The sequence below is a fragment of the Vicinamibacterales bacterium genome (genome assembly GCA_035699745.1).
In the GTDB taxonomy this organism is placed as follows: domain Bacteria; phylum Acidobacteriota; class Vicinamibacteria; order Vicinamibacterales; family 2-12-FULL-66-21; genus JAICSD01.
In genome coordinates this window covers 78,771-103,518 of record DASSPH010000077.1, presented here as the reverse complement: position 1 = coordinate 103,518, position 24,748 = coordinate 78,771, and the positions used below count along the sequence as shown (strand labels likewise).

Sequence of the window (24,748 nt, the reverse complement as noted above, 5' to 3'; positions counted from 1 at the left end):
CAAATTCTAAAGGAGAGCGGGGGGCCGGTCAACGCCACCGACGCGGGTGTCGGTGGCGTCGACCGCGGGCGCTACGGGAGGATCGTGCGCGCCGCGACCACGGCGGTCCAGCCCGCGCCGAAGTTGCCGGTGTTGAACCGGAACTCGCCGGGGGCGATGGTGATGCACTGGAACCACCGCCCGTCGGCCGGGTTGTAGAGGAGCAGATCGGCGCGTCCGTCGGCGTCGACGTCGGTGATCGTCACCTGGAACCCCGAGGCCCACGTCACGCCGCCGTATGGCGTCATCCCGCCGTTCGACTCGGTGATCATCACGAACCAGCGTCCGGTGGACGGGTTGTAGACGTAGAGGTCGGCGCGCCCGTCCGCGTTGAAGTCGCCGCGGGAGACGTTCCACCCGGGCGACCAGGCGCCGCCGTCATAGACCACGCCGTCGGGGGTGAACAGGACGCGGTACCAGTCGCCCGTCGAGCGGTAGAGGAACAGGTCCGTGATCCCGTCGCCGTTGAAGTCGCCGGGAGTGACCGTCCAGTCGTTCCGCCACACCAGATCGCCGGCGACGTACGTCACCGACTCGTCGGCATTGCTGAGAACGCGATACCAGCGGCCGCGGTTGGCATCCCCGCTCGCGTTGTAGAGGAACAGATCGGCACGGCCGTCGCCGTTGAAGTCGCCCGGATAGATGCTCCAGTTCGGAGACCACGTGCCGCCGTTCGTGTAGACGAAGCTGTTGTCGATCTGGCTGATGCAGCGGTACCAGCGGCCGCTGGCGGTGTTGTAGACGAACACGTCCGAACGCCCGTCGCCGTTCAGGTCGGCGACGTAGATCGACCAGCCGCTGCCCCAGGTGAACGGCACGAACGTGAAGCTGCCGCCCGTGTTCAACCCCTTGAACGCGCGGCCGGTCGCCGGATCGTAGAAGAAGAGATCGGACACGCCGTCGCCGTTGAAATCGCCGCTCTTGATCACCCAGCCGGCAGACCAGACCCCGCCGTCGGCTCCGGAGAAGCCGGTCGCATTGGCGATCTGCAGCGACCACGCGCCGCTGCCCGAGTTGTAGAGCAGCGCATCGCCGCCCGTGCCGCCGCCGAAGTTGGTGCCGATGCCGGTGCCGGGCGCGTCGGCGCCCGTCGTGCCGGTGGGCGCGCTCGTGAACGTGACGTCCCTGGACGTCGAGCCGCCGTTGTACGTCGAGATCACCCGCGCGAACAGCGTGCGTCCCGCCGGCAGCGAGAAGACACGATACGAGGTCGCGCTGATGGTACCGCTGTCGGCGACGTCGTTGCCGCCCGCCGTGGTACCCACCAGCAGACGATAAGTGGCGCCGCTCGTCACCGCCGACCAGGAGAAGAAGGTCGGTCTCACGCCGGAGACGTTGTTCGTCGGATAGATGAACGTGGCGCCCGGCAGGACCGTGAACGTCGTGTCGGCGTTGCGCCACGTGCCGGCGACGCGGCTGGCCAGGCGGAGGTACAGCGTCTGGTTCGTCGGGAAGCTGGCGGGCATGGCGACCGACGTCGCCGCCAGCTCGCCGGAGTCGAACAGATTCGCCGCCCCTTCCGCGGTGCCCACCGTGAGCCGGTACAGATCGGAGTTCGCTCCCGCGTTCCACTGGAAAGCCGCCGACGTGCCGCCGATGACCGCGGTATCGGACGGATAGAGGATCGTGCCGTGCGGCAGCGGCGAGAACGTGATGTAGACCTTGCCCTCGGTCGCGCCGGGGAACGCCGCCACGATGTCCTCCGCCGCTTCGCCGGTGTGGTCGTAGATGAGCACGTTCTGCATCTGCCCGGCGGCCGGATCGGCGATGACGCGCCGGTCCATACCGCTGTTCAGGTCGATCGTCGCCGGGAAGAGCGCGCGGGCGCGGCCGAGGACGACGTGCGCTTCGCCGATGCCGGATGCCCCGGAGGCGAGCATCGCCAGGTCGTACACCTCCGTACGATCGACGTCGCCCATCGCCAGCGCCGCACCGGTGTGGAACCCCGCGCCGGCGCCGAAGATCGTGACGTCGGCGGCCGAAAACGCGCGGGAGGTCAGCGACGTCCGTCCCCAGAGCACGTAGACTTCGCCGGCGCCCGCGCGGGCGTTCGACGGCCCTGCCGCGTCCGGCGCCGCGACGACGAGGTCCCACTTCGCGTCGGCGTCGAAGGGACCGATCGTCAGCTTCGCGCCGGCGCGATCGCCGCCGTCGATGCCGGTGAACGTCGCGGTCGCCTGCGTTGCCAGGTTCACCGTGGCGGGGAGACCCGCGGCGCTTCCGGCGACCATGTAAACCGCGCCCGCGGGGGCCGTGCCGGGGGCGCCGACGACGAGGTCGTACGACGTGTCGCCGGTGATGTCACCCGCGGCCAGCACCTTCCCGACGTCCACGCCGGCCGGTCCGGTGATGGTGACGAGCGGCGACTGCGAAGACAGGTTGATCGTCCCGCTGATCGACGGCCCGCCCTTGATGACGTAGACCTTGTTGTTGCCGGGAGCGCCGACGATGATCTCGCGGTAGCCGTCGCCGTCCATGTCGCCGGTCGCGAGCGCTTCACCGATGCGATCGCCCGCCTGCCCGGTGATCGTCAGGACGGCGTCCGCGGTGGTGAGTCGCGCGCCGTTGACGAACAGGCCGCGCTTGAAGACGTAGACCGCGCCGGCGTTCGAACCGGCGGTCGGCGAACCGACCACGAGGTCGCGGCTCAACTGTGGAAGATCGAACTCGCGGCTGGTGATCCAGCCGGCCGCGGTCGCCGTGCCGAACCGGTCCCCGGCGGAGGCGCCGGTCAGGATCACCGGCGCGGTCGCGGCGGCAACTTCCCCGCCGAGCACCGGACCGCTGAAGGTGACGTAGACGCGCCCCTGGTTGCCGTTCCAGGTCGGCGATCCCATGATGAGATCGCGCCGCGAGTCGCCGCTCAACTCCCCTCGGTCCAGGTAGGCGCCGAAGGTCGCCCCTGCGGACTCCCCTCGCCACACTTCCCGGTTGGTGGATGAACTGAGAAAGACCGTGGTTTGCGCAGACGCGACTGTCGACGTCAGCGCGAGTGCTCCGAAAATCAGCCCCCATCGGATACGCATGTGCTCGCTCCCTCGGGCGAGCGGTTGAGCAACCGGCGTACCCAGCAGTACCCGGGACGGCGGACCGAAAAAGGGTAATCAGCGACGCAGCGGACGCGCGTCTCGAAAGAGCAGAGGTAAAGCTCTTGCTTATTTTGGGTAAGCCGTGGGTGCTTCGATGGTGCCGCCCGACCGGCTCAACCGTTCGAGATCGGCGTCGACCATCATCCGCACGAGGCTGTGAAAGTCGACTTCGGGCTGCCAGCCGAGGACGCGGCGCGCTTTCGTGGCATCGCCAATCAGGTGATCGACTTCGGCCGGACGGAGCAGCGCCGGATCGGTGCGGACGTGCTTCTGCCACTCCAGGCCGGCGTGCTCGAAGGCGGTCTCGACCAGTTCCCTGACCGAGTGGGCGACGCCGGTCGCGATGACGTAGTCGTCTGCCTGCGGCTGCTGCAGCATCAGCCACATCGCGCGCACGTAATCCCCGGCGAACCCCCAATCGCGCTGCGCATCCAGGTTGCCGAGCGACAGGGTCGAGGCCAGGCCCAGCTTGATCCGCGCGACGCCGTCCGTGACCTTGCGGGTGACGAACTCCAGGCCGCGCCGCGGCGATTCGTGGTTGAAGAGGATGCCGGAGCAGGCGAACAGGTCGTAGCTCTCACGGTAGTTCACCGTGATGTAGTGCCCGAAGACCTTCGACACGCCGTACGGACTGCGCGGATAGAACGGCGTCAGCTCGGTCTGCGGGACTTCCCGCACTTTGCCGTACATCTCGCTCGACGACGCCTGGTAGAGCCGGATCGAGGGATCCACGTGGCGGATCGCTTCGAGGACCCGCGTGACACCTTGCGCGTTGAACTCGCCGGTGAGCATCGGCTGGTCCCATGACGCCGGCACGAACGACATCGCCGCGAGGTTGTACACCTCGGTGGGCCGCGTCGCCGCGAGCACGCGGATCACCGACAGCTGATCGAGCAGATCGCCGGGCCGGATCTCGATGCGATCCAGCAGGTGCGCGATGCGCCACAGGTTCGGCGCGCTGGTCCGGCGGACGACGCCGATCACCTCGTAGCCGCGCTCGAGCAGCAGCTCGGCGAGGTAGGAGCCATCCTGTCCCGTGATCCCGGTAATCAGCGCTCGTTTGGCCATGAGAACGCAGCATTGTACCGGCCGCTGATGGAACGCGTCAATGTTACACTTCCTCCTTTCATGCCCGGATGGCCCGCCGTACTTGCCGCCGGCGCCACCGCCGCCGCCGTACTCCTTCATCCCCGACTGGCGCTCGCCGCGTTCGCGGCGTTCTTTCCGATCGCGCCCGCGATCTGCAGCGCGCTCCTGCACGTGCCGGCGCGCGCCGCCGAGACGCTGCTCGTCGCGCTCGCGATCGGCTTTGCCGCGCGCCGCGCCGTCCGCCGCGGCGATCCCGCGCCGCCGCGCGCGTTCGCGTGGGCCGCCGCCGCGTTCGTCGTCGTCGTGGTCGTGTCGGTCGCCGTCCAGGCGGCGCTGACCAGGCTCGTGCTCTCACCCGCGGGATTCGCCGATGCGCTCGCCGTGTACGCCCGCACGTACTACGACGGTTCCCGGACGTTCAACTACGTGGTCGCCGCGCTGCCGCTCGTCTGCGGTGCCGCGGTCTCCGTGATGGTGGCGGCGTACACGCGTACGGGTGAAGCGGCCGAACCGGTCCTGCGGATGCTCGTCACCGGCGGCGCCGCGGTCGCGTGCCTCAACATCGCGCGCCTCACCAGCGTGCTGCTCCGCACCGGGGACGCGATCGCCGCGCTGCCGGACGTGCTCACGACGACGCGGATCAGCGCGCCGTACGGCGATCCGAACGCCACCGGATCGTTCTTCGCCCTGCTGCTGCCCGTCGCCATCGGCCTGACGACGCAGTCGGCAGGCCGGCGCCGCTGGTACTACGCCGCCGTCTCCGCTCTGATTGCCGCCGCGCTGTGGATCAGCGGATCGCGAGCCGCGCTCATCGCCGTGGCCGTCGTCGCCATCGGCGCGCTGGTCCTGGCGCGCCGCGGCGCAGCCATCCCGAAGCGGATCGGCATGGCCATGGCCGGGGCTGCCGTCCTGCTGCTGCTCGCCCTGGCCTTTCCGAACCCGCTGTTCGATCGCGCGAGCACCTCGGGCGCGCTCGGGATCCGCGCCGAGATGGCGCGCGTGGCCACGCGGCTGTGGCTCAGCAGCCCGGTGCTGGGGGTCGGGGTCGGACAGTTCCTCGAGAAGTCCGGCAGCTTCGTCCAGGACGAGTACGTGCGGACGCTGTACGGACGCGAGAACGCGCACAACAACTTCCTGCAGATCCTCGCCGAGCTCGGCGCCGCCGGCGCGGCGGCGTTCGCGCTGGCTGTCGTCGTCGCGCTCGCGCATCCCGCACCGTTCGGCCTCCGGGCGGGGCTCGCCGCGTTTCTCATCACCTGCCTGGGCGGACACCCGCTGCTGATTCCGGACGTGAACACCGCGTTCTGGATCGTCCTGGGCGCCGCGGCCGCGGCGCAGCCGCCGCGCGAGTCGCTCCGCCGCCTCCCGCTCGCCGCCGCCCTCGTGATGGCGATCGCCGTCGCCGGTGCCCCCTTTGCGTACCGCACGGCACGCGCGAGCCTCAGTCTCGATCACGTCGGGTTCGGCGTCGCGGGATGGGAGTTCTCGCCGGACGGGCGGCGCTATCGCCGCTCCGAGGGAGACGCCACGGTGTTCGTCCCGCGCGGCGCGCGGCAGTTGGTCGTCACGGTGCGGCCCGCCGGGCCCGCGGCGCTGCCCGCGACGTTCAGGCTGTGGCTGAACGATCGCCTGGCCGATTCGTTCGTCGTTCCGGTGGACGGCTGGCAGACCTACCGCATGACGATGCCGACGACGCGAGGTCCGCAGTTCATCCCGCTGCGGATCGCGGCGACCGACAAGGACGGCAGGCCGGCGCCGTTTCTGTTGCAGAAGGTCGAGTCGCTGCCATAGCATCGAACTGGCCGATGATTCCCACGCTGCTCTTCCGCTGGAGCGTTCGCGCGCCCGTGGCGGCGGCACGTGAGGCGATCGCGACGCTCCACCGGGCGCGGCAGGCACGCCGCGTGCTCGCCTCGGTGGTGTGGCTCGAGTTCCAGAAGAAGTACGCCGGCTCGGTGCTCGGCGTGCTGTGGCACCCGCTGTATGCCGCGCTGCTGCTCGCCACCTACAGCTTCGTCTACCTGGTCGTCTTCCGCGCGCGCTTCGCCGAGTTCGGCAGCTTCGAGTACGTGCTGTTCATCTTCTCGGGAATGGTGCCCTACCTCGGCTTCTCCGACGCGGTCGCGACCGCCACGCCGTCGGTGAAGGCCAACCTGTCGCTGCTGCGCAACTCGGTGTTCCCGCTCGAGCTCGTGCCGATCCGGCAGTTGATCGTGTCGATGGGCGGCCTGCTGATCAGCCTCGGCATCCTGCTCGTCCTGCTCATCGTCTCGGGACACGCCGGACTGCATCTGCTCTACCTGCCGGTGCCGCTGCTGCTGCTGTTCGTGTCGCTCGCCGGCCTGGTGTGGTTCACGTCCGCGGCTGCCGTGCTCATTCCCGACGTCACCTACGTCGTCAACCTGCTGCTGCTGCTGTTTCTCTTCATCTCGCCGATCGGCTATCCGCTCTCGCTCGTGCCGGGCGCCGCCCGTATCTGGGTGCTGCTCAATCCGCTCACCTACCTGGTCGAAAGCTTTCGCTTCGCGCTGATGGGGCTGCGGGAGATCCCGCTCTGGACAGATGCCGTGTTCGGCGTCTTCGCGCTCGTCCTGGCCGTCGCCGGCGCCGGCTTCTTCCGCCGCTTGATGCCGGTGTTCACCGACTATGAGTGAGCCGCGGCCGGCGGTGGTGCTCCACCGGCTCTCGAAGACGTACCGGCTCTACACCCGGCCCGGCTACCGGATCCTCGATCTGCTCGGGCTGTGCCCGCCGGGTCCGCGCTACTTCACCGAACACGTCGCGCTGCAGCCCATGGATCTGACGATCGCGCGCGGCGAGAAGGTCGCCATCATCGGGCGGAACGGCGCCGGGAAGAGCACGCTCCTGAAGCTGATTACCGGCGCCGCCCGGCCGACCAGCGGCTCGATCGCGCTGCACGGACGGGTCAGCCCGCTGCTGCAGATCGGCACCGGTTTCCACCCGGAGTTCACGGGACGGCAGAACGTCTTCGCCAGCCTCGCCCACATGGGGGTGATCGGCCGTGAAGCGGCGCAGCGCTTCGACGACATCGTCGACTTCGCGGAGCTGGATCAGTTCATCGACCAGCCGATGAAGACCTATTCCACCGGCATGGGCGCGCGCCTGATGTTCTCGACCGCGACCGCCGTGGAGCCCGAGATTCTCGTCGTCGACGAGCTGCTCGGCGTCGGGGACGCCTACTTCGCGCACAAGAGCTTCGAGCGCATGCGCGCGCTGTGCACCGATCGGGGGACGACGCTGCTGCTGGTGACGCACGATCTCTATGCCGCGATGGATCTGTGCGAGCGGTTCGTCTGGATCGATCGCGGCGCCGTGCAGCACGTCGGCGACGGCCGCAGCACCGTGTCCGCGTACGAAGCGTCGATCAAGGCGCAGGAGGAGGCGCGCCTGCGCGCGCGCAACCGCAGCCGCGCCGCGACGGCCGGCGGCGCGCTGCGCGTCGTGGTGCGGAGCCGTTCCGGTTTTGCGCTGCCTGAGCCGCTGTGGATCGAGCGGATCGAGCTGGAGTTCCAGGACGGCACGACGGCGCTGCGCGCGGCGGACGGGGCCAGCGACTGGCACCTGTCGGCCGAAAGCAACCTCGGCGCGCCGGACACGATCGAGGGACGCCGGGCGCGGCCGCTGCAGACCTTCGGCCACATCTATCACAAGGCGGAGTGGACGATCGCGCGCGCGACGAGCGAGCCGCCGGCGGCTCTGCGCATCGCCTGGCGCTACCAGGGGGACGAAACCGCGGAAGTGGCGGTGCTCGACAGCGAGAACCGCACGATCCTGCGCGGCGACCTGCCGCGCGGCGAGGGCTGGCAGGAGCAGCGCATCGCGAACGCGAGCGGAGACGCCTTCGCGGGCAGCGGCGCATACGGCACCGGCGCCATCCGCATCGAGCAGGTGGTCTTCGCCGACGACGCCGGACGCGAGTCGGTGAGCTTCCCGCACGGCGCCCGGCTCCACGCCCGCGTGACGCTGCAGCGGCAGCAGGAGGACGGGCCGCGCGACTGCACGTTCGTGCTGGCGTTCAACCGTCTCGGAGGCACCGCCGCGGTCTACGTCCATGCCGGGCGGCTCGAACTGCCGGCGGATCGCGCCGTGGTGCACGTCGAGGCCGATCCGCTCGTGCTCGGCGGCGGCGCGTGGCTCGTGACCTGCGCGGTCGGCGAGCGCGACCTCTACCAGCAGACCTTCAATCCCTACTTCACGGTCAACTCGCGCTGGTACCACATGCTGGTGCGCGCCTTCGAGATCCAGGTGCAGTCGTCGTCCGCGGTCGAGGCGGCCGCCGCCGCGATGCAGCCGGCGCGCATCACGATCGTTCCTGACGCACCGGCGCCTCGGTCGTGAACACGAACGTCCACCGGACGGACGCGCCGCGCGCGCACGATCCGCGCAGCACGATCTGCCGCGACGGCACCCGGACGCCGTACGAGGGGGAGTACCACGCGGCCTCGATGCTCATCGCCAACTCGCGCGGCCAGTCCAGGCGGACGCGGGCGGTCTCTGTCGTGAGCCGCAGCGCGCCGCCGGTCTCGTCCGCATGGACACGGGGATCGAGCTGGAAACGCCACTCCATCGGCAGCGGCGATTCCGGGGCGGTGTCCGCCGAGTCGACGATGCGCAGCACGCCTGGGTCGAGCGCGAACGTCCGGCTGACGGCCAGGCCCAGCGGCTCGAAGCCGCGATGCCGGCCGGTGTAGCGCGCGGAGCGGTCCGCCGTCGCGACCTCGACGTGCTCGGGGGACGCGCGCTCGAACATCCGGAACAGCCACTCCGGCTTGAATTCATTCGGTTCGGCTCCGGCCGGCGCGACGCTGCTGTGCGATCTCACGCTGCGCATCAGATTGCGCGAGTCGGGATCCGACGTGTACACGTGGCTGCCGGGATCGACGACCAGCGGACGGCCGTTGACGTGGTACTCGAACGACAGCAGATCGTTGTGCTTGTGGTTGCCGAAGCCCTTCGTTCCCACCTTCGCGTTGGTCACGAGCAGGTAGGTGCCGGCGGCGTCGCGGTACGACAGCAGGCCGGCCTCCGGAAAGAACGCGTGAACGGGCGGCGCCGCGAACGGCGGCGCCTCCTCCACCGTCAGGCCCCACCATGCCGCGTCCCAGGCGCCCTCGGGGCCCGCGAGGGAGAGCCAGCCGCGCTCCCCGAACGCCGCGGCGGCAGGTCCGAACAGGTGACGCGGATCCTGCGGCCGCTGTTCGTCGTGCCCGCGAAACACATGCAGGCGGCCGTCGTCCGCGTCGCCGACCTGCGGCATCAACCCGTCCGGGCGCAGCACCGCCGCGAGGAAGGCGTGCATCTGACGCAGTCGATCGGCGTAGGCGGCGGAAAGCTCCCGGCCGCCCGACAGCGCCGCCCGCCACCCGGCGAAGAACAGCTCGGTGACGAGACGGTGGTACGGCACGGACGACTCGAAATCCATGCCGTCGGGCAGCACCTGCACGGCCATCTCGGCTTCGAGCGCGCTGGAGGCGAACTCGAACCACGCGCGCCCTTCCTCCCAGTGCCGCAGCGCCAGACCTGCGAGTTGCAGCCCGACGATGTTGCTCAGGAAATGGTTGCTGGTGACCTCGTAGTGATTCTCGAGGTGCGTGCGGATGAAGCGGCCATGCGCGATCACCGCGTCGAGCGCGCGGACCCACGACGCCTCGTCGACGGGCGCGTCGCGGACCAGCTCCAGACCGATCACCCAGTTCGCGGCGCGGATGGCGACGTCCATGGTGCAGGTCCACTGGATCCCGCGTCCGACGGGATTCGCCTCCATGAAGTCGTCCGCCTGCAGAAACAGCTCGCGCGCGTGCCGCGCATCGCCGCCGAGCAGCCACGCCTGGCCGAGCGTCGCCCAGTGATAGCACCGCGCGAGCTCCCAGGGACGCTTGATATCCGAGGACGGCGGCCGGATGGCGGCAATGTCACAGCCGGCGGACGGCTGCTGGTTGGGAAAACGCGCGCCGCAGACCGGATCCAGCGCCCAGTCGATCGGGTCGTAGCCGCCGCGCGCGCCGCGGTCCGGGTCAACCGGCCGGTACGGCCCGCTGCCGAGCAGATTGAAGCGGTGATCGACGGCCGCATTTGCCGACGCCATGATCGTGGCGGTCAGCTCCGGACAGGCGCGACGCAGGCGATCGGGATCGACCGGACCGTAGATCCGCGGCGCGGAACGGAAGGCTGCGACGTCCTGTGCGCCGGCCGCCGGCGCCGCGGCGGCAGGGCCGGCTCGCGGCTTCCACAACCGTCTAAGCAGATCGCGCACGGGAAGCGTCGAGGGGCTTGGTGGCTTTCACGATCAGGTTCCACCCGACCAGCCGCCCCGCCAGGCCGAGCGGCACCCAGCGCGCGAACGGCGGGAGCTCGGGCGCCGTCAGCTGCCGCTTGACGATCTGCACGTCCGTGAACCGGCTGAACATCGCCCGCAAGCGGCGCGCGGTGTAGACCTTCACCAGCGGACGCGCGTCGTTCTTCGTCATCTCGACGCTGCGCGACATGATGTCCCCCATCGACGCGCTCTGCAGCAGACCGCCTCGCAGGCCGAGCAGGCCGACCTGCACGCCCCAGTAGTGCAGCGAGTTCTCCGCGTACACCATGATGATCGCCCTGCCGCCGGGCGCCAGCACGCGGTAGATCTCGTCCACCACCGACTGCGTATTCGGCGTGTGATGGATGACGCCGTTGCTGTAGACGACGTCGAAGCTGGCGTCGGGGAACGGCAGCGTCTCGGCGTCCTGGTGAATGAAGGTGCCCGGCAGGCCGCGCAGCCGGAAGTTCTCCTGGGCGAGCGCGAGATGTCCGGCCGACAGATCGAGGTCGGTGACGATCGCGCCGTGGCGCGCGAACTGGGCCAGGTCGGTGCCCATCCCGCCGCCGATCTCCAGCAGGCGCTTGCCCGCGTGCCGATCGAACTCCATCACCTCCGGCATCCACGGGCCGTACTCACCGTAGCGATGCGCCTCCACTTCGAGGAACCATTGCAGCGTGTGCGCCTGCGCGTGCTTCACGTACTGCGATCCGACCGGGTTGTTGTTCCACTGGTTCTGGACCTGATCCTTGTACGGATCGCCGGTTTCGATGCGTGCCGGCTGCGCCGGAGCGGCGGCCGGCACCGGCTGGATCTCGCCCGCCGCGGCGGACCACAGCCGCCGCACGTGCGCCTCCCAGGAGAAATCGACCTGCGCGGCGGCTCTCGCGTTCGCGCCAAGCGCGCGCGCGATCGCCGGGTACGCCGCCAGCGCGCACACCGCCCGCACGAAATCGTCGACGTTGCCGGGCTCGCACAGCACCGCACGCTCCCGGCCGACGGCGGGGGCGCCGCCGGCGAAGTCGCCCGGCCGCAGTGCCGGCTGCAGCACCTGGCCGATCTGCTCCAGATCGCTCGCCACGATGCCGCCGCCGCACGCCATGTACTCGAACAGCTTGGTCGGCGATCCGAAGAACCGGCTGTCGACCATGTGGCTGCTGTGCGGCGACACGAAGATGTCCGCTGCCTTCAGCAGCCGCGCCCCCTCGGGCTGCGGGACGCGCCCGGGCGCGTGGACCCGTGCCGCGAGACCGCCGTCCCGGACCGCGGTGTCGACCAGGTGCTTGTGGGTGCCGTCGCCGATCAGCAGGAACCGCACGTCGGGACTCTGGCTCGCGATGCGCGGCATCGCGGCGGCGAGCACGTCGACGCCGTGCCACCCGCCGAAGGTTCCCGTGAAGCAGACGACGCGCTCCCGATCCGACCAGCCGAGCTCCCGCCGCAGTTCCGCGCGCTGCTCCGCAGACGCCGGGGCGTACGTGTCGGGATCGACGCCGTTCGGGTTCACGACGATCTTGTCCGCCGGCACGCCGCGCTTCAGCAGATCGTCCCGCACGATCTCCGAGACCACGGAGATCAACGTCGCTTGCGCGAACGCCGCCTGCTCGATGCGCTCGAACTCCTGCTCGTAGACGAAGCGGTCCCCCTGGAAGCTGCGGCGCATCGACAGCTCCGAGCCGTTGTATTCGACGATGTACGGGATGTCCAGCGCCTGACTGAGACGCGCGCCGGCGTAGTTGCCGAGACAGAGCCGCTCGTAGAGATAGGCCGGCTTCAGCGCTTCGAGCACCGGCCGCAGCCGCGCCTCGTAATGCCCGGTGGCGCGCAGCAGGTCCAGCTCGCCGGCGCTCGCGCCCGGACGCTCGAGAACGACCTGGCGCAGGCCGAGGTCGTCCAGCAGCGGATAACGGTTCGCCATCAGCGCGACGAAGCCGCCGGTCACGCGCGCGAGCTCCTTGGCGACGAAACAGGTATGGACGTAGCTGCCGCCCGAGGTGATCGGCGCCCAGTAGTCGGTCCGCAGGTACACGCCGGTGCCCGGCAGCGGAGAGGCCGGCGACGGCACGCGCCGGCCGGCGAAGGGCACCGGCGACGCCGCGGAGACGAGCGCGTCGACGTCGCTCGAGATCTCGGCCGGCGCCGCAGGGCGCTCGGCGGCGGCGGGCGGCGTCCACGCCGGGCGTCCGGTCAGGCGCCGCGCCGCCTCCCAGCCCTTCACGGCGATCCAGTGCCGCCAGCCGCTGCGCAGCCGCTCGTCGTCGACGCGTTCCAGCGCCTGCTCGGGCGGCCAGTAGAACCACGCGGCGTACCCCGCCCGCAGCAGCCGGCCCGCCAACGCGAGGTGCTGGCGGCCCGCATAGCCGGTCGGCACCGGCAGCACCGCACCGCGCACCTCGGGATGCGTCGAGAGCCACGCCAGCACGTCGCCGATTACGGCGGCGCCGCCGCCCGTCGCCGGCAGTTCCAGACGATGCCGCTCGGTGGTGGCGTCGATGCCTGGCACGTCGGCGGCGGCGCCGCGCTCGAGTGCCGTGTCGAGGATGATGACCTTCATTCCACTCCCGCCGCGCCGCGGCCGGACAACAAGTCTTCGATGTGCAACGCGACCGCGGTCGTCTCGAACAGCTCTTCGACCGGAATCGGCGGCGGCTCCCCCTGACTCAGTGCGTCGGCCAGACGCGACATCTCGCGTTCGTGCCCCTTGTCGGGGGCGCCGGCTTCCCACAGCACGCGCTGATCGCTGGCCCGCGTCAGACGCTGGAAGTCGTCGAGCACGTACGCGTCGCCGTCACAGAACACTTCGAGCCGCTCCTTGCCGAGCCCCGTCTTCGGACCGATGGCGGTGTACATCACGCTGCCGAGGCTGCCGTCCCGGTAGCCCAGCGTGGCCGTGAAATTATCCGTGCGCAGCACGGGCCGGTCGCCGGGCTGGATGGCGGCGGCGGCGATCGACTGCACCGGCGACGCGGCAAGGAAGCGCAGCGTGTCGTACATGTGGCACGCTTCCCCGAGGTTTCTGCCGCCGCCTTCCGCCGTCTGCACCCAGTGATCGCCGGGGATGTAGCCGCCGTTGACGCGGTAGTTCATCACCAGCGGGCCGCGCTGCGGCGGCAGCGCGGACGCGAGCGCTTCGATCGCCGGGGAGAAGCGCCGGTTGAACCCGACCATCAGCACGGGCGCGCCGGCCTCGCGCCACGCCGCGACGACGTCGTCCAGCTCGTCCCACGACAGCGCCAGCGGCTTCTCGACGAACACGTGCTTCCCGGCGCGCAGCGCCGCGGCCACCTGCGCGGCGTGCCGGTTGTGACGCGTCGCGATGACAGCCAGGTCGATCTCCGGATCGCGCAGCACGTCGTCCAGCTCGGTGGAGAGGATCTCGACCTGGTTGGCGCGCGCGAAGTTGCTCGCCTGCACGGTCGTGCGGCTGACGATGGCGCGGAGGAAGAAGACGTCGCGCCGCTTCTGCATCTGCGGCACCAGCATGGACGTGCCGAAGGCGCCGGCCCCGACGAGGGCGTAGCGGATCTGACCGGATGCCGGACGACGATGGCCGCGCAGGTGCACGGCCGTGGCGTCGGGCGGCTCCGGCAGCGGACGCTCGTCGTCGGGATAGCGCAGCAGCACGGCCAGCGGCGCATCCGTCCCGGCGGCGAGCTGACGATACGCGTCCGGCGCCTGGTCGACGCCGACGACCTTGTCGATCAGCGCCTTGACGTCGATCCGGCCGTCGGCCGCGGTTTCCATGTACGCCTGCATGTTGCGATTCAGCGTCCATCGCACGTAGGCGTACGGATAGTCGGCGCCGCGCTGTTCGTATTGCGCGTCGTACCGCCCCGGTCCGTACGACGTGCTCATCAGGAGATCGATCTCCTTGCGATAGAAAGCGGCGCGCTCGACGTGCAGGCCGACGTCGCCGACGATCACGACCGTGCCTTTCGCACGCGTGACGTCCATCGCGAGATTGATCACGTGACTGGCTTTCGTCGCCGCCGTGATCAGCGTGCGATCGGCTCCCCTGCCGCCGGTCGCGTCGCGGACCAGCCGGCGGAACGCGTCAGGCTCCGTCGCTCCCGCGAACAGCCCGTGCCGGCGCGCGCGCTCGACACGGCCGGCGTCGAGGTCGAGTCCGTAGACGCGCGCCCCGGACGCGCGCAGCAGCTGGACGGTGATCTGGCCGATGAGCCCGAGACCGATGACCGCGATCCGCTCGCCGAGCTGCGGCGCGGCGCGCCGGACCCCCTGCAGCGCGATCGCGCCGACGGTCGTCGTCGCCGCCACTTCGAGCGGACATCCCGGCGGGACGCGGCACGCGAGATTGCGCGGCACCACGACATAGTCGGCGTGGTTGGCGATGCCCGCTCCGGCACAGGCAACGAGATCGCCCGGAACCAGGTCGGTGATCCCCGCACCGACCGCGAGCACCTCGCCGGCGGCGGAATAGCCGACGTTCCAGCCCTGCTGATCGAGCTCGGACTGCGGCAGGCCGTCGGAGAGCGCCGGCAGCATCGAGATGCTGATGCGATCGATCGACAGCGTCGACGGCCCGGCTCCCGCGGCGGCGATGACGAACGTGATCGACGAGGAGCCGGCGGGATCGAATATCAGCTGATCGTCGAACGCGCCGCGCTCGTAGATGCGCGATCCGAGCCACCGGTCGCCGGCGTCGTTGAGCAGTCCCATCGTGACCGCGCCGGCTGCGACGGTGCCGCTGATCGAGACGACGGGCGTCGTGCCGGGATCGACGGCGATCGGTCCGGCGGCCGCCTGATAGGCGCCGCTCGACGCGTCTGTCGTGAGCCGTACGCCCTCGCCGGACGCGTCGAGCGCGGTCGCCGCGTGGCGGGTCCAGGTGAGATCGGCCGCGGTGAACTTCGGCGCCGCCGCCGGGCTCGGACGGAGCGCCGCGATCCGGCCGCGCGCGATGGCGGCGACGCGCCGCATGGCGCGATCCGGCTCGGCGATCGCGGCCTTCAGGTAGTGGCGCGCGAGACCGGCGGACGCGCGGGCGCGCTCGGTGACGGAGCCTTTGTCCGCCGGATCCGCGGAGGCGCGGAGGCCGGACAGCTCGGTCCCGGTGCTCACCAGCGAGTATCGGACGCGGACGAGCAGCGTTCCGTCCTCGAGCGCCGGGCGGGGCATGCGGGCCACCAGCGCCCCGCGATCGTTCAGCAGAATCTGTCTCATGTGAGTCTCTGGCAGCGCGCGAGCAGTGCCTCGACGTGCGCGTCCCATGTATACCGCGCGCGCGCCGCGGCACGCGCATTTGCGCCAAGCGTCGCGCGGAGTCCGGGGCGCTCCACGGCGAAGCGGATCCCGTCGGCGAACTCGTCGACGCTCCCCGGCGTCGAGACGATCGCGACCCGGCCCGCGGCATCCGTCATGCCGTGCGGCAGCTCCGACGCGCGAAAGGCGGGCTGCAGCACTTCGCCGATCTGCTCGAGCGCGCTGGCCACGATCGCCCGTCCCATCGCCATGTATTCGAAGAGCTTCGTCGGCGATCCGAAGAAGCGGGAGCCGTCGGGGTTGGGCACGTGCGGCGACAGCAGCACGTCCGACGCCGCCAGCCACGCCGGCGTTTCCGCCTGCGGCCGCAGACCCGCGAACGCCACGAGGTCGGCGAGCGGCGCGAGCTCGCGCCGCGCGGCGGGCATCATGGCGCCGTCGCCGATCAGCAGAAACCGCACGCGGTGCCGGTCGATCCACCGTCGATCGGCGGCGAGCCGGCCAATCGCCGCGGCGAGCACGTCGACGCCGTGCCACCGCCCGAACGTCCCGACGAACGTGCACACGGTGGCGTCTTCGGGAATGCCGGCAGCGCGACGCGTCGCCGCCCGATCCGCGGCGGTGAAGCGCGCCGGGTCGAACAGATCCGTGTCGACGCCGTTGGGATGGACGACGATGCGGTCGGCGGGCACGCCGTGGGCGCGCACCTCGTCGGCGAGAGGCTGAGACACGACGACGACCAGATCCGCCGCGCGCAGCCCCACGATCTCGCCGCGCGCCGCCAGCCGCTCGAGACGCAGCGCGCGCCCCCAGTGACGTGAGACCCACACCTCGGATCCGTTGTACTCGACGATGACCGGAATGCCCAGCCGCCGGCCGAGCGCGACGCCGGCCCAGGATCCGAGACTCAGGCGGTGATAGAGCGCGTCCGGCCGCGCGGCGCCGAGACGCGCGGTCAACGCGGCGACGAACCGGCGGTGATACCGGTAGTAGTTCAGCTCGTACGGGTAGGCCGGATCGGGCGGCGCCGGGATACTGTGCATCGGCACGCCTTCATCGATCATCGGCTGCGGCTCCGGCGCGAACACGTCGGTTCGAAGCCCGCGGCGCTGCAGCGCGTTGACGACGCCGGCGAAATGACCGACGGAGCCGCCGACCTTCACGCCGTGCCAGAGATTCGTACGCAGGACCGCAATGCTGCGGAGCGGAGAGGGGAACCGCCGCGTGCCCGGCACGTCGAGCGCGCTGAGCTCGCGCCAACAGGCCCATGCCGAGAGGGCGCCGCCGATCGTCGCGCCGAGCATGCGGCCGAGCGCCGACCAGACGGTGCGCCGCGACACGCTGCGCCGCGTCCCTTCGGCGCCGATCGTCTCGAGCGTGCGGCAGCGGGTCAGCGCCAGCAGCGTCAGCAGCGCGGGCCTGAGCGGACCCGGTCCGCCGTCCTCGAGCAGGAGCCCGACGTCAGCGCGGACGCTGCGCACGCGCGACACCAGCCGCGCGGCGCCGAGCGGCCGCAGATCGCCCAGGGTGGTGACCTGGAGCGGACCGTCGAGCGTCGCGGAGACGCGCTGCAGCCATGCGGCGGACGGCGGATACGCCGCCAGACCCCAGTACTCAGCCACGGGTGACCGGCTTGCCGGTGCGCAAGCTCTCCTCCGCCGCCCGCGCGCACCACGTCGCCCACCAGCCGTCGACGGCGGTCACTCCGGGCGCGGCGCCTTTGACGATCGCATCGTGGAAGTTCTGAACGATCTCGAAGTGCCCCTTCTCGACCGTGCCGCGGCGCGTCCGCCCGGCGTGCGGCGTCCCGGCAATCTCCACCGCCGCGAAGTCGTCGAGCATCGCGGCGCGGCCGCCGCCGAACACCTCGATACGCTCCTTGCCGACGGCGCTCGCGCCCTGGCTGCAGTAGTGGATCGTGGCCAGCGATCCGCCGGCGAACTGCACGACAATCGAGACGTTGTCGGCATCGACCAGCCCGTCGCGCCGGATCGCCGCGGCATGGACCGACACCGGGTCGGCGTCCACGAACCAGCGCGCCCAGTCGAGGAAATGCACCCCCTCGCCGACCAGCCGTCCGCCGCCTTCCGCCGGATCGCGCAGCCAGTGTTCGGCGGGCAGCAGACCGGCGTTGACGCGATACAGCACCGTCTTCGGCTCCAGCACCGGCCGGAACGCCTCGCGCAGGCGCAGCGACGCCGGCGCAAAGCGGCGGTTGAAGCCCACCATCACCACGCGCCCGGACGCCGCGGCCGCTTCGACGATCGCCGAGCAATCGTCCACCGTCAACGCGAGCGGCTTCTCGACGAAGACGTGCTTGCCGGCCTGCAGCGCCGCGAGCACCAGCGAGGCGTGCAGGTCGTGCCGGGTGGCGATCAGGACGGCGTCGATGTCCGGATTCCGCAGGGCCGCATCGGGCGAGGTGTCGACCGCCGGCACGCCATGACGCCTGGCGTAGTCCGCCAGCGCCAGGCCCGAGCGGCCGATCATCATGTCGATCGAAAAGCCGCCGTGGCGGGTCAGCATCGGGTGATGCACGCCCTTGAAGAACGCGCCGGTGCCGATGACCGCGAGGCGCACGCGGCCGGCGCGCGGCTCGCGTCCCGCCGGCGCGACCGCCGGCGGCCGGACGACGGGCTCGCTCGGGAGATCGAAATCGATCAGCGCGCCGATCGCATCGCCGGATCGCAGCGAGTCGTACGCGCCCTGCGCCTGATCGGCGGGCCACGATTGCGCGATCAGCGGGCGCACCTGCAGCGCCCCCGTGCTCATCAGCCGCAGCACTTCCGCGAGGTTCCGCCCCTCGGTCCAGCGCACGTAGCCGATCGGATAGTCGAGTCCCTTCTGCTCGTAGGCCGGATCGTATCGCCCGGGCCCGTACGAGGTCGAGATCAGGAAGTCGATCTCTTTCTTGTAGATGCGCTCGCGGTGGATGCGGATGGGCACGTCGCCGACCAGCACGAGCCGTCCCTTTCGTCGGCACACGTCGAGCGCCGCGTTCAACAGCGCCGAGTCGCCGCCGCTCGCGCAGACGACGGCCGCGTCCGCACCCGTGCCGCCGGTCCAGTCGCGGACCAGCGCGGCGAGATCGACGTCGCTGGCGATCGCTCCCGCTTCCATGCCGAGCGTACGCGCGAGAGCCACCCGCGCCGGACGGACGTCGACGCCGAGCACGCGCGCGCCGTGCGCGCGCAGCAGCTGCGCCGTCATCTGGCCGATGAGGCCGAGCCCGATGACGACGATCTGTTCGCCGAGGGTGGGGGCCGCGCGCCGGACGCCCTGCAGCGCGATCGCGCCGACCGTGGCGCACGCCGCCGACTCGAAGTCGAGACCGTCGGGCATCACCGCGACCAGGTTGCCCGGGACCGCGTTCACCTCGGCGTGGTTCGCATGGCCGGCGCCGGCGCAGGCGACGCGCGCGCCGACCGCCACCCCCGTCACGCCGTCGCCGACCGCCATCACCTTGCCCGATGCGCTGTAGCCGAGCGCCATCGCCGACTGCCGCCGCGCCCGAACCAGATCGACCGTCCGCCGCAGCCCGACCGTGCTCACCTTCTCGCGCACCTTGCGGATCAGATCGGGGTTCGCGATCGCCTGCCGCAGCACGCCCTGCCCGCCGCCGGTCGTCGCCAGTTCCGTTCCCGTACTGATCAAGGAATGGCTCGTCCGCACGAGGACGTGACCGGGCGGACAGAGCGGCGCCGGCACGTCGACCACGGCGACGCGGCCGCCTTCGAGCACGACCTGCTTCATGCCGCCTCCCGGTATTGCCGCGCGCGCTCCAGGACCGCCTCGGCGGAGCCGAGGCCGAACGCCCAAGCGACCGCCAGCGCGCCGGTGGCGGTCACGTCGAGCCGTATCACCGTGATGGGTACCCGCACGCCGTACGACGGCGACGCATATCCCGGCTCCAGGACGGGCGCCGGCAAGCCGGGGCCGGCCCACCCGAGCCGCACCGGCACGTCCGCAGCGGTGTCGATGACGATCGCGCCCCCTTCGACGCGCGCGCTGACGCCGGACGCGAGATGAAACCGCCAGGTGTAGCGGTGCGTCGCGGACGCCGCCAACTCGTCGCGGACCGCGAACATGCGGCCATCCTCCGACAGCGCGCACCCTCGGGTGTGCCGCACCGGATCGGACAGCCGCTCGTATCCAGTGTGCGCCGCGACGATCTCCCCGCCGGCCCCCTTCCCCGTCCAGCACACATCGACCGGACGCGCATCGTCGCTCAGGCGCCACAGGTCCGAAGGGACGAGGAAGCGATTGATCTCTTCGCCATCCACCTGGACGCCGTTGTGCGAGGCGGTGCTGCGGAAGCGATCGCGCGCCGCCGGATCGGCGGTGTAGACGAACGATCCGCAGTCGGTGACGACCGCGCGTCCGGCCAGGCACAACTCGAAGCTGAGGATGTCGTTGTGGCCGTGCCCGCCGCGACCGTTCATGCCCACTTCGGCGCAGTCGACGATGGCGTGGGCGCCCGGGGCGCGCAGCACGTAGATGCCCCCGTCAGGAAACGCTTCCGATCCGCGGGGGCCGCCGCGCGGCAGTCCGGCGAACGTGTCGGCAGCGCCGGCGCCCAGCATCCACCAGGTTTCTTCCCAGCAGCGTCCGGCGGCCTCGGCCAGCGGCGCCTGCCCGAACAGGCAGGCGGCGGTCGACAGCAGGTAACGGTGATCGTTGATGTCGCGCGGCGCGAGCTTCTGCATCCGCCCGTCGTCGGCGTCGCCAATCAGCGGCGCCCGTCCGTCCGGTTTGGTGTAGGCGGCGATGTAATCGAACATGCGTTCGAGACGGTGCCATGCCGCCGGAGGCGCATCGCAGCCGGCCATGCGCAGCAGGAGGAACCCGGTCAGGAACGTCTCGGTCACCAGCCGGTGGTACGCGGTCGACTGCTCGAAGTCGACGCCGTCGGCGTGCACCTGGCGCGCGATCTCGTCGACGAGAATCCGGCGGCCGGTCTGGAGCCAGCGTTCACCGGCGGCGGAATGGCGCAGCCAGGCGCCCACCGAGACGAGCCCCACCGCTTCGGCGATGTAGTGGTTTCCATGCGCGTCGGACTGCTCGAGGTGCTGCTCGATGAACTCGCCGTGGAGATACAAGGCGCGCGCGAAGCGCGCGGCGAACGCCGGCGGGGCGGGCGACGCCGGGGGGAACAGGCAGCGATACGCCCATTGCCAGTTGTGGACGCGGATCGCCACGTCCATCGCGCACACCCAGTTCACGCTGTAGCCCCACGGGTTCTCGCGCTCCCAATCGTCGAACTGCGAGACGAATTCCGCGCGATAGGCGTCGCGCCCGGTGAACAGCCACGCCTGCCCCAGCAGCGCCGCGTGCTGGAACCGGCTCAGTTCCCACGGCACCTTGACGTCGCTGTCGGGCGTGAGCATCTCGTAGTCGAGATCGAACGCATACGATTTCGGCCAGGCGGCGCCGGTCTTGAAGTCGCGCAGCCAGGGCAGCGACGGCCCCAGCGCGCGGCACCCCGATCCGAGCAGATCGAACTCGTGCGCGAGAATCCGATCCGCCGCGTCCACGATGCCCTGGACGGCCCCGGGGTTCGACTGCTGAAAGCGGCCGGCGACTGCGTCCATGGATTCGCCGCTGAGCGGAAAGAACGGCGCCCGCGCCAGCGCGTCCGGCAGCGCGGCAGGGCCGGCGCAGCCGAGTGCGTCGAGCACGTCGCGGTCGGACAGGAGCGCCGGGCGCAGCCGCACCCACGGGCGGGCGATCTGCGCCCGCAGCTCGCGTCCGATCCCGCGCGCCACTTGCGCGGGCGGGCGGGTCAGCGCCTTGCGCGCCATTCTCCGGTAGCGGCCGATGCGTGACATCACGGAATCCAGCGATCGTACCAGGCGGTGAGGTTGTAGATCGTCCACAGCGGCAGGCTGCGGTCCGTGCCCGAGCGGTGGGAGGCAAACAGCCGGGCGATGCGGTCGTAGTCGAAGAAGCCGCGCTCGCGAAGCCGGCTCCGCATGATCGCCGCCTCCGCGTCGCGGCCGAAATCGCCGCGCAGCCATTCCGCCATCGGCGCGCCGAACCCGACCTTGGGGCGATCGATGACCTCGTCGGGGATCACGCCGCGCGCGACTTTCTTCAGCAGCCCCTTGACGCCGCCGGCGAGCTTGACCTCCATCGGCAGGCCCATGGTGTATTCCACGAGGCGGTAATCGAGGAACGGCACCCGCGCCTCGACGGACGTCGACATGGTGATCTTGTCGACGCGCATCAGCAGCAGCTCGGGCAGCCGCTGCTTGAACTCCAGATAGGTCATGCGGGCCAGCACGTCGGCCTCCGGCCAGGCGGCGTCGAGCCGCGCGAGATGATGCTTCACCACCTCATAGGTGTCCGCCGTCGAGAAATCGCCCGGCGCGACGGCGCTCGGCGCGCCGCTGAACGCGGTCCGGTTGACCAGCTGCGTCTTGTCGGTCTCCCAGAAGCACACCGCGCCGCCCCAGAAGTGTTCGCGATCACGCGCCGCCCGCGCGGCGATGTCCGCGTACAACGCGCCGCGATCGAGCATGCGGCCGACGGCGACCGCGGTGGAGGCCGCCGCCCGCCGCACCGACTGCGGCAGGCGCCGCCACGGCTCCCAATACTGCTCGTAGAGCTTCAGGTAACCCATGTAGCTCGCATAGCCGCAGAACTGTTCGTCGCTGCCCTCTCCCACCTGCACGACGACCGTGCCGCTCTGGCGCACGAGCCGCGACACGAAGTACAACGGAACGCAGACCCAGTCGGCAAGCGGCTCGTCCTGCGTGGTCACCAGCTCGGGCACGTAGGCGGCCATGTCGCGCTCGGCCACCATGATCTCGTGGTGATCGGTCGCGAACCGGCGGGCGACGGCGCGCGCCTCGTCGACCTCGTTCAGCCGGCGATGATCCGAGAACCCGACGGTGAACGTGCGCACCGGCTGCGACATCTCGCGCGCCATCAGCGCGGTGATCAGCGACGAGTCGATGCCGCCCGACAGCAGCACGCCGAAGGGCACGTCGGACATCAGCCGCTTGCTGACCGCCGCCTGCAGCAGCCGGGACACGTCACCGGCGGCTGCGGCGACGTCGACGCGCGGCCCGGCGGCGTCGCCGGTTCGCGGCAGCGCGTCCCAGTACGACTCGAGGCGCACGTCCGGACCGCTCACCGTGCCGCGATGCCCTGCCGGCACCTTGTGAATCCCTTTGAACATCGTCAGCGGCGCCGGCGCGGCGAGAAAGCTCAGGTAGTGATACAGCGCCCACGGGTCGACGTCGCGCGACACCGCCGGATGGCACAGCAGGGCCTTGATCTCCGACGCGAACAGGAACGCGCCGTGCGCCTGCGTGAAATAGAGCGGCTTGATGCCGACCCGATCGCGCGCGAAGAACAGCGTGCGGTCGCGCCGGTCGTAAACGGCGAACGCGAACATGCCGTCGAGGTGGTGGACCACATCCGGTCCCCATTCCTCGAAGCCGTGGACGATCGTCTCGGTATCGGAGTGATCGGTGCGGAAGCGATGCCCGCGCTGCTCGAGCTCGACGCGCAGCGCCGCGTGGTTGTAGATCTCGCCGTTGAACACGAGCTGCAGCCGGCCGTCCTCGTTGGTCATCGGCTGCGAGGCGGCCGGGGCGAGATCGATGATCGCGAGCCGGCGGAACCCGAGCCCGGCATGCCGATCCGGCGACACCCACGAAGCGGCGTCGTCGGGACCGCGGTGCGCGAGCGCGTCCCGCATGCGATCGAGCACGCCCGCATCGACGTCGTGCGCGGAGGACAGCCAGCCGGCGATCCCGCACATCAGGAGGCGCCTCCCGCCGCCGCGACGATCTCCGCGAAGCGGGCAGCCTGCCGACGGCGGTCGTAGCGCGCGGTCACGAACGCGCGTCCGGCGGCGCCCATCCGGCCGCGCGCCGCGGGATCGCGCTCGAGCGCCATCACCGCCGCGGCGAGGCCCGCCGCATCGCCGGGGGGCACGAACACGCCGGCACCCGCGCTCTCGAGAATCCCCCGCGCCTCGCCGTCGACCATCAGCACGATCGGCCGCGCCGCCGCCATCGCATCGAACAGCTTCGACGGCACGAAGGTCCTGAACACCGGGGCGGCGGACAGCGTCACCAGCAGGACGTCCGCCGCGGCCATGACGTCGGCGACGCCGGCGCTGGGCACCTCGTCGAAGAAGCGGACGTTGCGGCAGCCGCGCCGGGCGCATTCCGCCATCAACGCCGGCTTGCGCGGCCCTTCGCCGACCAGCAGGAACAGCGCCTCGGGGGCCGACGGCGCCGCGTCGAGCACGACCTCCAGCCCCTGCGCGATGCCGTGCAGTCCGATGTACGCGACGACGAAGCGGTCGCCGAGATCGTGGCGGCGGCGGAAGGCATCGCGCCCCTCGGCCCTGGACGCGAACAGATCCGGCCGCGTGCCGTTGGGCACGTGCGTCACCGCCGCGGCAGCGCCGTGCGCGGCGATCGCGGCGCAGAAACCCTCGGTCGTCGCGGTGATCGCCCGCGCGCCGCGGTAGATCGCGTGCTCCAGCCGCTCGGCGGCGCGATAGAGCACCGGGTTCGACAGCTCGCCGAGCGCGGCGGCCGCTTCCGGCCACAGGTCCCGGACGTCGACGACGAACGGGGCGCGCTTCAGGCGGCTGAGCGCCAGCCCGGCCGCCGCGACCGTCAGCGGCGGCGTCGTCGCGACCACGACGTCGTAGCGCTGACGGCCGGCAAGGCAGGCGAGGACCGCCATGAAGAAGAACGTGGAGTAGAACCCCGCCCGCGTGAGGAAGGTCTTGCGCGGCCGCGCGAACACCCAGACGCGGGTGACCCGATAGCCGCGCTCCTCGTCGCGATAGATCCAGCGCGTCCGGTACGCCGGCGCCACGATCCCGGACGGGTGGTTCGGTACCTCGGTCAGAACTTCGACGTCGTGCCCCGCCGCGGCGAGCGCGGCGGCGAATTCGGCCATCCGGTTCTGCGTCGCGCCGATCTCAGGCGGGAAGTACTGCGTCAGCAGCAACACTCTCATC

General features: G+C 70.9%; 13 protein-coding genes. 3 read left to right on the top strand and 10 right to left on the bottom strand.

Annotation, left to right across the window (positions count from 1 at the left end; all coding sequences use genetic code 11):
• Positions 1-71: 71 nt before the first annotated feature.
• Both VFK57_19215 and gmd read right to left on the bottom strand, forming a co-directional pair.
• Positions 72-3,065 carry a VCBS repeat-containing protein gene (locus VFK57_19215; protein HET7697851.1) on the bottom strand — a complete coding sequence of 998 codons (2,994 nt, stop codon included), beginning with the start codon at positions 3,063-3,065 and terminating at the stop codon, positions 72-74.
• A 129-nt stretch (positions 3,066-3,194) separates the two neighbouring features.
• Positions 3,195-4,196 (bottom strand): GDP-mannose 4,6-dehydratase, encoded by a 1,002-nt coding sequence (gene gmd / locus VFK57_19210; protein HET7697850.1) that lies wholly within the window; start codon positions 4,194-4,196, stop codon positions 3,195-3,197.
• Positions 4,197-4,256: 60 nt separating this feature from the next.
• Between gmd and VFK57_19205 the strand changes: the two genes are divergently transcribed.
• The 3 genes from VFK57_19205 to VFK57_19195 are packed head-to-tail and all read left to right on the top strand — an operon-like array spanning position 4,257 to position 8,576.
• The gene (locus VFK57_19205; protein ID HET7697849.1) at positions 4,257-6,008 is read left to right on the top strand and encodes an O-antigen ligase family protein; all 1,752 of its coding nucleotides are present in this window, start codon (positions 4,257-4,259) and stop codon (positions 6,006-6,008) included.
• A 14-nt stretch (positions 6,009-6,022) separates the two neighbouring features.
• On the top strand, positions 6,023-6,871 hold the full coding sequence (locus VFK57_19200) for an ABC transporter permease (protein ID HET7697848.1): 849 nt from the start codon (positions 6,023-6,025) through the stop codon (positions 6,869-6,871).
• Positions 6,864-8,576 (top strand): ABC transporter ATP-binding protein, encoded by a 1,713-nt coding sequence (locus tag VFK57_19195; GenBank protein ID HET7697847.1) that lies wholly within the window; start codon positions 6,864-6,866, stop codon positions 8,574-8,576. The genes VFK57_19200 and VFK57_19195 overlap by 8 nt, the downstream gene beginning before the upstream one ends.
• On the opposite strand, the gene VFK57_19190 is transcribed toward VFK57_19195, so the two are convergent.
• From VFK57_19190 to VFK57_19155, 8 genes are read right to left on the bottom strand one after another with little or no spacing between them, the layout of a single operon-like run.
• A complete protein-coding gene (locus VFK57_19190; GenBank protein ID HET7697846.1) occupies positions 8,539-10,491 on the bottom strand; it encodes an alginate lyase family protein in 1,953 nt (650 codons plus the stop codon). The two genes, VFK57_19195 and VFK57_19190, sit on opposite strands and share 38 nt — an antisense overlap.
• Positions 10,475-13,087 (bottom strand): methyltransferase domain-containing protein, encoded by a 2,613-nt coding sequence (locus VFK57_19185; GenBank protein HET7697845.1) that lies wholly within the window; start codon positions 13,085-13,087, stop codon positions 10,475-10,477. The genes VFK57_19190 and VFK57_19185 overlap by 17 nt, the downstream gene beginning before the upstream one ends.
• Positions 13,084-15,717 carry a bi-domain-containing oxidoreductase gene (locus VFK57_19180; GenBank protein HET7697844.1) on the bottom strand — a complete coding sequence of 878 codons (2,634 nt, stop codon included), beginning with the start codon at positions 15,715-15,717 and terminating at the stop codon, positions 13,084-13,086. Before VFK57_19180 ends, VFK57_19185 begins: the two co-directional genes overlap by 4 nt.
• Entirely contained in the window at positions 15,714-17,378 is a 1,665-nt protein-coding gene (locus tag VFK57_19175) for a glycosyltransferase family 4 protein (GenBank protein HET7697843.1), read from the bottom strand. Before VFK57_19175 ends, VFK57_19180 begins: the two co-directional genes overlap by 4 nt.
• On the bottom strand, positions 17,371-19,509 hold the full coding sequence (locus VFK57_19170) for a bi-domain-containing oxidoreductase (GenBank protein ID HET7697842.1): 2,139 nt from the start codon (positions 19,507-19,509) through the stop codon (positions 17,371-17,373). The genes VFK57_19175 and VFK57_19170 overlap by 8 nt, the downstream gene beginning before the upstream one ends.
• Positions 19,506-21,584, bottom strand: coding sequence for an alginate lyase family protein (locus VFK57_19165; protein ID HET7697841.1), 2,079 nt, complete (start codon positions 21,582-21,584; stop codon positions 19,506-19,508). The genes VFK57_19170 and VFK57_19165 overlap by 4 nt, the downstream gene beginning before the upstream one ends.
• The gene (asnB, locus tag VFK57_19160) at positions 21,584-23,527 is read right to left on the bottom strand and encodes an asparagine synthase (glutamine-hydrolyzing) (GenBank protein HET7697840.1); all 1,944 of its coding nucleotides are present in this window, start codon (positions 23,525-23,527) and stop codon (positions 21,584-21,586) included. The genes VFK57_19165 and asnB overlap by 1 nt, the downstream gene beginning before the upstream one ends.
• On the bottom strand, positions 23,527-24,747 hold the full coding sequence (locus tag VFK57_19155; GenBank protein ID HET7697839.1) for a glycosyltransferase family 4 protein: 1,221 nt from the start codon (positions 24,745-24,747) through the stop codon (positions 23,527-23,529). Before VFK57_19155 ends, asnB begins: the two co-directional genes overlap by 1 nt.
• Position 24,748 lies beyond the last annotated feature (1 nt).

Coding starts and splice junctions, on each gene's coding strand:
- VFK57_19215 (HET7697851.1), bottom strand. CDS start 3,065: ATGCGTATCCGATGGGGGCTGATTTTCGGAGCACTCGCGCTGACGTCG.
- VFK57_19200 (HET7697848.1), top strand. CDS start 6,023: ATGATTCCCACGCTGCTCTTCCGCTGGAGCGTTCGCGCGCCCGTGGCG.
- VFK57_19205 (HET7697849.1), top strand. CDS start 4,257: ATGCCCGGATGGCCCGCCGTACTTGCCGCCGGCGCCACCGCCGCCGCC.
- VFK57_19195 (HET7697847.1), top strand. CDS start 6,864: ATGAGTGAGCCGCGGCCGGCGGTGGTGCTCCACCGGCTCTCGAAGACG.
- VFK57_19165 (HET7697841.1), bottom strand. CDS start 21,584: ATGTCACGCATCGGCCGCTACCGGAGAATGGCGCGCAAGGCGCTGACC.
- gmd (HET7697850.1), bottom strand. CDS start 4,196: ATGGCCAAACGAGCGCTGATTACCGGGATCACGGGACAGGATGGCTCC.
- VFK57_19155 (HET7697839.1), bottom strand. CDS start 24,747: ATGAGAGTGTTGCTGCTGACGCAGTACTTCCCGCCTGAGATCGGCGCG.
- VFK57_19180 (HET7697844.1), bottom strand. CDS start 15,717: ATGAGACAGATTCTGCTGAACGATCGCGGGGCGCTGGTGGCCCGCATG.
- asnB (HET7697840.1), bottom strand. CDS start 23,527: ATGTGCGGGATCGCCGGCTGGCTGTCCTCCGCGCACGACGTCGATGCG.
- VFK57_19185 (HET7697845.1), bottom strand. CDS start 13,087: ATGAAGGTCATCATCCTCGACACGGCACTCGAGCGCGGCGCCGCCGCC.
- VFK57_19170 (HET7697842.1), bottom strand. CDS start 19,509: ATGAAGCAGGTCGTGCTCGAAGGCGGCCGCGTCGCCGTGGTCGACGTG.